Here is an 8,479-nt window from a genome sequence, read left to right on the forward strand (position 1 = left end):
CCAACACCATGGTCATCTTCATCAACCAGATCCGCATGAAGATCGGCGTGATGTTCGGCTCGCCCGAAACCACCACCGGCGGCAATGCGCTCAAGTTCTACGCCTCGGTGCGGCTCGACATCCGTCGCATCGGCAGCATCAAGAAGGGCGAAGAGGTCATCGGCAACGAGACCAAGGTGAAGGTGGTGAAGAACAAGGTGTCGCCACCGTTCAAGACGGCCGAGTTCGACATCCTCTACGGCCAGGGCATCAGCCGCGAGGGCGAGATCATCGACATGGGCGTCGAAGCCAAGGTGCTGGAAAAGTCGGGCTCCTGGTACGCCTACAACGGCGAAAAGATCGGCCAGGGCAAAGACAACGCCCGCGAATTCCTGAAAGAGAACCCGGCTTTGTCGGTCGAGATCGAAAACAAGGTGCGCGATGCGGTCGGCATCCCGCTGCTGCCGCTCGGTGAGGCCGAAGCCGCGGCGCCTGCCAAGAAGCCACGCGCCCCCAAGGAACCGGTCGTCGCTCAGGAGACATGAAGCCGCGGCTGTCGCTCAAGGGGCGCGGGCTGCAAATCCTCGCCCAGCGTGAGCACAGCCGCAGTGAGCTGCGGCGCAAGCTGCTGGTGCATGCCCGCAAAGACGAAGAAGCCGAGGCGGCCAGCGCGACCGAACGTGTCGAGGCCGTGCTCGACTGGTTGCAGGCCCACCGCTACCTCTGCGAAGAGCGCTTCGTCGAAAGCCGGGTGCATGCCCGCGCTGCGCGTTTCGGCAACCTGCGCATCCGCCAGGAGCTGGCCCAGCACGGGGTGGTGCTGACGGCCGAAGCGGCCCAGCAGCTGAAAGACAGCGAGCTCGCCCGGGCCCGCGAGGTCTGGTCGCGCAAGTTCGGTCAGCCTGCGGCCGAGGCCGCTGACCGCGCCCGCCAGATGCGCTTTTTGGCCGGGCGTGGCTTCTCCAGCGAGGTCATTCACCGGGTCGTGCAAGGCGCCGGCGACGACTGAGCCGACCCCGCCAGCCGCACACCCGCACCAATTTGCTGCGGTGCAGAATGCTACATTTCCCCGGTTTGCCGGGAGGGCTTCATCTTCCTGGCGCGTCAATCCCTACACCCACCTTCTGCTTCGATGGCCCTGCCCCCCGCCGCGCCCGAGCGCTTGCTCAAGCACACCCGCCGCATCGATGTGCAGATCTATGCACGCGGCGCAGGGCTGTGGGAGGTCGACGCGGTCATCACCGACGTGAAGACGCGTGATGCCGACCTGGCCAACGGCGTGCGGCGCGCGGGCGACCCCATCCACGACATGCTGTTGCGCCTGGTCATCGACGAGCGCTTCAACGTGCTCGAAGCGGGCTCCGAAACGCGCGCCATGCCCTACCCCGGTGAGTGCGACCAGTTGGGTGACGTGTATGGCCGCCTGGTCGGTCTGAACCTGCTGAAGGGTTTCCGTTTCGCCGTGCTCGAACGCCTGGGCGGCGTGGCCGGCTGCACCCACCTGACGGAACTCGCTCAAGTGCTGCCCACGGCCGTGGTGCAGGCCTTTGCCGGCGACGTGATCAACACGCGCGGCGATGGTGCCGATGCCAAACAACCCTTTCAGCTCGACCGCTGCCATGCCCTGCGCACCGATGGCAACGTGGTGCGCAGCTACTACCCTCGCTGGTACAAACCGGCCGCCTCCGAATCCCACCCGCCGTCAACCGTTCCCCGAAACTGAGTGAAGAGAGTCCGCGATGAAAATTCATGAATACCAAGGCAAGGAAATCTTGCGCCAAGCCGGCGTGCCGGTTCCGCGTGGTTACCCCGCGTTCAGCGTGCAAGAGGCCACCGAGGCTGCGCAAAAGCTGGGCGGCCCGGTGTGGGTGGTGAAGGCTCAGATCCATGCGGGCGGCCGCGGCAAGGGCGGTGGCGTGAAGCTGGCGCGCTCGCTGGACGAAGTGAAGAAGCTTTCGGGCGAGATCCTCGGCATGCAGTTGAAGACCCACCAGACCGGCCCCGAAGGCCAGAAGGTGCGCCGCCTGCTGATCGAAGAAGGCGCCGACATCAAGAAGGAGTATTACGTCGCTGCGGTCACTGACCGCGCCACGCAGAAGATCGCGATGATGGCCAGCAGCGAAGGCGGCATGGACATCGAAGAGGTGGCCCACAACACGCCCGAGAAGCTCATCAAGGTCTTCGTCGACCCGCTGACCGGTTTGACCGACGCGCAAGGTGTGGAGTTGGCCAACGGCATTGGCGTGCCGGCCGCCTCGCAGGCGCAGGCGATCGACGTGTTCAAGAAGCTGTACCAGGTCTACATGGACACCGACTCGTCGCTGGCCGAGATCAACCCGCTGATTCTCGAAGGCAACGGCAACATCAAGGCGCTCGACGCCAAGTTCAACTTCGACAGCAATGCCCTGTTCCGCCACCCCGAGATCGTGGTCTACCGCGACCTCGACGAAGAAGACCCGGCCGAGATCGAAGCCAGCAAGTTCGACCTGGCCTACATCCAGCTCGACGGCAACATCGGCTGCCTGGTGAACGGCGCCGGCTTGGCGATGGCCACCATGGACACCATCAAGCTCTTCGGCGGCGAGCCGGCGAACTTTCTCGACGTGGGTGGTGGCGCCACTGCCGAGAAGGTGACCGAAGCCTTCAAGATCATGCTCAAGAGCCCCAAGGTCAAGGCGATTCTGGTCAACATCTTCGGCGGCATCATGCGCTGCGACACCATTGCCGAAGGCGTGATCGCCGCGTGCAAGGCGGTCAACCTGTCGGTGCCGCTGGTCGTGCGCATGAAGGGCACCAACGAAGACCTGGGCAAGCAGATGCTGAAGGATTCCGGCCTGCCCATCATCAGCGCCGATTCGATGGCCGAAGCGGCCCAAAAAGTCATGGCCGCCCTGAAGTAAAAGACCGAGGACACGAACATGAGCATCCTGATCAACAAAGACACCAAGGTCATCACCCAAGGCATCACCGGCAAGACGGGGCAGTTCCACACCCGCATGTGCCGTGACTACGCGAACGGCAAGAACTGCTTCGTCGCGGGTGTGAATCCCAAGAAAGCCGGCGAAGACTTCGAAGGCATTCCCATTTACGCCAGCGTGAAAGACGCGGCCAAGAACACCGGCGCGACCGTCAGCGTGATCTACGTGCCGCCCGCCGGCGCCGCTGCCGCCATCTGGGAAGCCGTCGAGGCTGACCTGGATCTCGCCATCTGCATCACCGAAGGCATTCCCATCAAGGACATGCTGGAAGTGCGCAACAAGATGAAGCAGAAAGAAGCCAAGGGCGGCAAGAAGACGCTGCTGCTCGGCCCCAACTGCCCCGGTCTCATCACGCCCGATGAAATCAAGATCGGCATCATGCCGGGCCACATCCACCGCAAGGGCCGCATTGGCGTGGTCAGCCGCTCCGGCACGCTGACCTATGAAGCCGTGGCGCAGTTGACCGAGATCGGTCTGGGCCAATCGAGCGCGGTGGGTATCGGCGGCGACCCGATCAACGGGCTGAAGCACATCGACGTGATGCAGCTCTTCAACGACGATCCCGAGACCGACGCGGTGATCATGATCGGCGAGATCGGCGGCCCCGATGAGGCCGAAGCCGCCCGCTGGTGCCAGGCCCACATGAAGAAGCCCATCGTCGGCTTCATCGCCGGTGTGACCGCGCCCCCCGGCAAGCGCATGGGCCACGCCGGCGCGCTGATCTCGGGGGGTGCCGACACGGCCGATGCCAAGCTCGCCATCATGGAAGAGTGCGGTTTCACCGTGACGCGCAACCCGTCGGAGATGGGCAGGCTGCTCAAGGGTCTGATCTGACCGAGCGGCCCGACTGACGCCCATGAGGCCGCGCTGCTCGCGCGGCCTTTTTGCTGGTGGATCACGTAGTTCCACGCACCCGGAAACCCCGCGCCAGCTTTTACAATTTTGACCGCCAAAACGAGAAAGATCTGCAGATGGAACAGTTCATGACGCCCGAGTTCTGGATCGCAGTCGGCCAGATCATCATGATCGACATCCTGCTGGGTGGCGACAACGCGGTGGTGATCGCATTGGCCTGCCGCCAGCTGCCACCCAAGCAGCGCACCCAGGGCATCCTGTGGGGGACCGCCGGAGCCATCATCCTGCGGGTGGTGCTGATCTTCTTTGCGCTCACGCTGCTGGCCATCCCCTACCTCAAGCTGGTCGGCGCGGCGCTGCTGCTGTGGATCGGCGTCAAGCTGCTCGTGCCCGAGCACGAAGAAGGCCACGCCAACATCCAGGCCAGTGACAAGCTGTGGGCGGCCGTCAAGACCGTGATCATTGCCGACTTCGTGATGAGCCTCGACAACGTGATCGCCATCGCCGGCGCCGCCCAGGCTGCGGGCGGTGACCACCAGATGCCGCTGGTGATCTTCGGCCTCCTGGTCAGCATCCCCATCATCGTGTGGGGCAGCCAGCTGGTGATCAAGCTGATGGATCGCTTCCCGCTCATCATCACACTGGGCGGCATGTTGCTCGGCTGGATCGCCGGCACCATGGCCATCACCGACCCTGCAGTGGTGCCGTATGTGCCCGGCGATGCCTGGTTGCGTTACGCGGTGGGTGCTGCGGGCGCGGCGCTGGTGTGGCTGCTCGGCATGGCGATCAAGATGCGGCGCAGCAAAACCGCCTGATTCCCGGTGGGCCTGTGATACCGTGCCGGCTCCATGCGGCTAGGTGAGGCAACGGGTTTTGGGCATCACGGAGCACCTCTTCCGAACGACGGGAACCGGCTGGGCGTTGAGCGCGCTGGCCCTGTTGCTGGTGCTTGGCGAACTGGGCTGGCTGTTGCCGCGCTTGCGTCGCGAAGCTGCCATCGCCACCTCGGTGATCCTCGCCAGCAGCGTGATCGCGGTGGGCAGCTTGTTGTGGTGGCAGTTGTCGGTGCCGATGGGCTGGGTGTTCCCGGTGGTGCTGGCCTTGGTCTTCGGCCACATCGGCTGGGTGCTGGGCCAGCGCCTGCCCCGGGTGCCTTCAGCGCCGCGCGCCGCCGCCGCGCCCTCGCTTGCCCAGCCCCTGCGCCCTGCCGGCGCCGCCTTGCCCGACCGCGCCACCCTTGGGCGCTACCGCATCGAGCGTGAGCTGGGCCGCGGTGCCATGGGGGCGGTCTACCTCGGGCGCGACCCGAAGATCGGTCGTCAGGTGGCCATCAAGACCATGGCGCTGAGTCGCGAGTTCGCAGGTGACGAGTTGGTGGAGGCGCGCGAGCGCTTCTTCCGCGAGGCCGAAACCGCCGGCCGGCTGCAGCACCCCGACATCGTGACCATCTTCGACGCCGGTGAAGACCAGGAGCTGGCCTACATCGCCATGGAGTACCTCAAGGGCGACGACTTGCAGGGTTACACACAGGCGCCCAAGCTGCTGCCAGTCATCACGGTGCTCAACGTCGTGGCCCGGGTGGCCGAGGCGCTCGCCTATGCGCACAGCCAAGGCGTGGTGCACCGCGACATCAAGCCCGCCAACGTGATGCTTGACCTGCCGAGCGACCTGGTGAAAGTCACCGATTTCGGCATCGCCCGCGTTTCCGACTCGGCACGCACCCGCACAGGCATGGTGTTAGGCACACCGTCGTTCATGTCGCCCGAGCAGATGGCGGGCCGTCGCGTCGATGGCCGCAGCGACCTCTACTCATTGGGCGTGATGCTGTTCCAGCTGCTCACCGGCCGCCTGCCGCACCGCTCGGACTCGATGGCCACGCTCATGCACCAGATCGCCAACGACCCTGCGCCCGACGTGCGCAGCCTGCGTCCCGACCTGCCCGAAGGCCTGGCCCGTGTGGTGGCGCTGGCACTCGAAAAACGCCCCGAAGCCCGCTACCCCAGTGGCCAGCAGCTGGCGGCCGACCTGCGAGCGGTGGCCGCCCGCCTGCAGGCGGCAGGTGCGCAGCCCAGGCCGGTGGATGCGAGCGCGGCCCCCCCCGATTCCAGCGGATTCGCGGCCACGGTGAAAATGGAGCGTGCCGATACAGGGCACAATTCCAGTCTCTGATGGGTTTGAAAGCTCGATGAATCTCCCCGCGCTCGCCACCGCCATGTCGCTAGAGTTTTTCAGTGCCACGGACACCGGCCGCGCTCGCAACAACAACGAAGATTCCATCGCTGTTCAAGAGGCCGCCGGTCTCGTTGTGCTCGCCGACGGCATGGGCGGCTACAACGCCGGTGAAGTGGCGAGCGGCATGGCCACCTCGTTCATCAAGACCGAGCTTGGGCGCTGGCTGCAAGAGGCTTCGGGCAATGCTTCAGACACCGATGTGCGCCGCGCGATGGACATTTGCGTCGACAACGCCAACCGCGCCATCTTCAACGCCGCCAATTCCAACCCGCAGTACGCCGGCATGGGCACCACGCTCGTTGTGGGCGCTTTCCGCGATGGCCGCCTGCTCATGGGCCACGTGGGTGATTCCCGCGGTTACCGTTTCCGCGGTGGCCGGCTGGTGCAGATCACGCACGATCACTCTTTGTTGCAAGAGCAGATCGACTCTGGCCTTATCACCCCCGAACAAGCCGCGTTTTCCACCAACAAGAACCTGGTGACACGCGCAGTGGGTGTTGAAGACACTGTGCTGCTCGAGACCCACTTGCACGACATCATGCCGGGCGACATTTACCTGTTGTGCTCCGACGGCTTGTCGGACATGCTGGACGACGATGGCATTGCACAAGTGTTGCAAGCGCACGACTCGTTGGAAGAGGCGGGTGCGGGGCTGATTGACGCAGCCAATGACGCGGGTGGAAAGGATAATATCGCGGTGGTGTTGGTTCGGGTGCGTGGGCAAAGCAGCCCACCCCGTTCGTGGTGGCCGTTCAGGCGCTAGGTTGGCAACACCGCCATTTTCGGCCGCCAAGTGGGCCAAGAAACAGATAAGAGACTGAGGTCAAGCATGGGCAAGCTGGTCGTATCGCTCGACGGTGTGGTGATCAAGGAAGTGCAGATCACCAAGGACAAGACGACCCTCGGCCGCAGGCCTTACAACGACATCGTGATCGACAACCTGGCAGTCAGCGGCGAGCACGCCGTGCTGCAAATGGTGGGCACCGACGTCTTCATCGAAGACCTCAACAGCACCAACGGCACCTACATCAACGGCAAGGCCGTCAAGAAGCAGCTGCTGGCCCACAACGACACGGTCGAGATCGGCAAGTACAAGATCAAGTACCTCGTGGACGACGGCACCGACTACGAGAAGACCATGATCATGAAGCAGGGCGCCCCTGCTCCGGCCAGCTACAGCCATGGTTTTGCCCACACCTCCGCTCAGGGCGGCCCGAACTCCGGCTTTGGTGGCCTGGGCCAGACCGTCGTGCCGGGCACGATCAAGGTGCTCAATGGCGCTGCGGCGGGCCGCGAAGTCGCCCTCACCAAGGTGGTCACCACCGTCGGCAAACCCGGCGTGCAGGTGGCCTCCATCACCAAGCGCCCGGGCGGCTATGTGTTCGCCCACGTGGAAGGCGCCAACCGCCCCACCATCAACGGCAACCCGCTGGTGGGCGACACTTTGCACCTGAAGAACGGCGACGTGATCGAACTCGCCGGCACGCAGATGCAGTTCATCCAGGTCTGAGCGCGCCGCAGGCGGCGTGACACTTTTCACGCCGCGGGCTTGCGAGTGAGTGCGCCACGGCGCAATCGCCGCGAAATGCGACATTGGCACCTTGCAGCGGCACGCCGGTGACCTCAGCATTGCGTTGCAGCGCCTCGCTCGTGCCCTACTGCGGCCCAGCCCGTTCCCAGACCCATGAAAATTCGCGTTCTAGGCTGCTCCGGCGCCATTGCCGAAGGCAGCCGAACCACCTCCTTCTTGGTCGACCACGACGTGCTGGTCGACGCAGGCACAGGGGTGGGCGATCTGCCCCTCGAAGCGCTGGCGCAGATCGATCACATCCTCATCAGCCATTCGCACCTCGACCACGTCTTGGCCATCGGCCTGCTGGCCGACAGCGTGATGCGCCTGCGCGCCGCGCAAGGCCGCGGGCCGATCCAGGTGCATGCCTTGCCGCAGACGCTGGAAGCGCTGCGCGCACACATCTTCAACGGCGTCATCTGGCCCGATTTCACGCGCCTCCCAAATGCAGAAAAGCCGGTGCTGCAGCTGCGGCCCATCGCCGTTGGCGAAGGGTTGACCTTGGGTGGCAAGCACTTTGAAGTGCTGAGTGCGACCCACACCGTCCCGGCGGTCGGGTTTGCCTTGCAAGGTTCGAAGGGTTGGTGGGTCTACACCGGCGACACCGGCCCTAACCCGGCGCTCTGGGCGCGTTTGTTGAGCATGAAGGTAGCGCACCTCGTGATCGAGACTGCGTTCAGCGACGACGAATGGGAGTTGGCGCATTTGAGCCAGCACCTCTGTCCCAAACGACTCGGCCAAGAGCTCTCTCAATTGAGTGGCAGCGTCGACGTGCACATCACGCACATCAAGCCCGGCGAAGTGACTGCGGTGATGAACGAAGTGGCTGCCCTGGCGACCTCGCATCGCTTGAGCGCCCTGCGTG

At 64.5% G+C, this 8,479-nt stretch carries 10 protein-coding genes; all 10 read left to right on the forward strand.

Features of this window, described 5'->3' with window-relative positions; translation table 11 throughout:
- Window positions 1-524: recombinase RecA family protein (locus RMO40_RS00085; protein WP_489660081.1), on the forward strand; the 524-nt coding region annotated here is incomplete at its 5' end.
- A complete protein-coding gene (gene recX, locus RMO40_RS00090) occupies window positions 521-988 on the forward strand; it encodes a recombination regulator RecX (RefSeq protein WP_309714742.1) in 468 nt (155 codons plus the stop codon). The genes RMO40_RS00085 and recX, both read left to right, overlap by 4 nt.
- A 123-nt stretch (window positions 989-1,111) precedes the next feature.
- Window positions 1,112-1,702, forward strand: coding sequence for a DUF2889 domain-containing protein (locus RMO40_RS00095; RefSeq protein WP_309714744.1), 591 nt, complete (start codon window positions 1,112-1,114; stop codon window positions 1,700-1,702).
- A gap of 16 nt (window positions 1,703-1,718) precedes the next feature.
- Window positions 1,719-2,879, forward strand: a complete 1,161-nt coding sequence (gene sucC / locus RMO40_RS00100; RefSeq protein ID WP_309714746.1) for an ADP-forming succinate--CoA ligase subunit beta — start codon at window positions 1,719-1,721, stop codon at window positions 2,877-2,879.
- Between the two features lie 18 nt (window positions 2,880-2,897).
- Window positions 2,898-3,791 carry a succinate--CoA ligase subunit alpha gene (gene sucD / locus RMO40_RS00105; protein WP_309714748.1) on the forward strand — a complete coding sequence of 298 codons (894 nt, stop codon included), beginning with the start codon at window positions 2,898-2,900 and terminating at the stop codon, window positions 3,789-3,791.
- 137 nt (window positions 3,792-3,928) lie between these two features.
- Window positions 3,929-4,627 (forward strand): YjbE family putative metal transport protein, encoded by a 699-nt coding sequence (locus RMO40_RS00110; RefSeq protein WP_309714750.1) that lies wholly within the window; start codon window positions 3,929-3,931, stop codon window positions 4,625-4,627.
- A 106-nt stretch (window positions 4,628-4,733) separates the two neighbouring features.
- Window positions 4,734-5,981: a serine/threonine-protein kinase gene (locus tag RMO40_RS00115; protein WP_309714752.1), complete on the forward strand. Its 1,248-nt coding sequence runs from the start codon at window positions 4,734-4,736 to the stop codon at window positions 5,979-5,981.
- Between the two features lie 43 nt (window positions 5,982-6,024).
- The gene (locus RMO40_RS00120; protein ID WP_309714758.1) at window positions 6,025-6,807 is read left to right on the forward strand and encodes a Stp1/IreP family PP2C-type Ser/Thr phosphatase; all 783 of its coding nucleotides are present in this window, start codon (window positions 6,025-6,027) and stop codon (window positions 6,805-6,807) included.
- 66 nt (window positions 6,808-6,873) lie between these two features.
- Entirely contained in the window at window positions 6,874-7,554 is a 681-nt protein-coding gene (locus RMO40_RS00125) for an FHA domain-containing protein (protein WP_309714754.1), read from the forward strand.
- A 174-nt stretch (window positions 7,555-7,728) separates the two neighbouring features.
- Window positions 7,729-8,479, forward strand: a 751-nt coding sequence (locus tag RMO40_RS00130; protein ID WP_309714756.1) for an MBL fold metallo-hydrolase, incomplete at its 3' end; no start/stop codon positions are given.

Source organism: Rhizobacter sp. (assembly GCF_031412075.1).
GTDB lineage: Bacteria > Pseudomonadota > Gammaproteobacteria > Burkholderiales > Burkholderiaceae_C > Rhizobacter.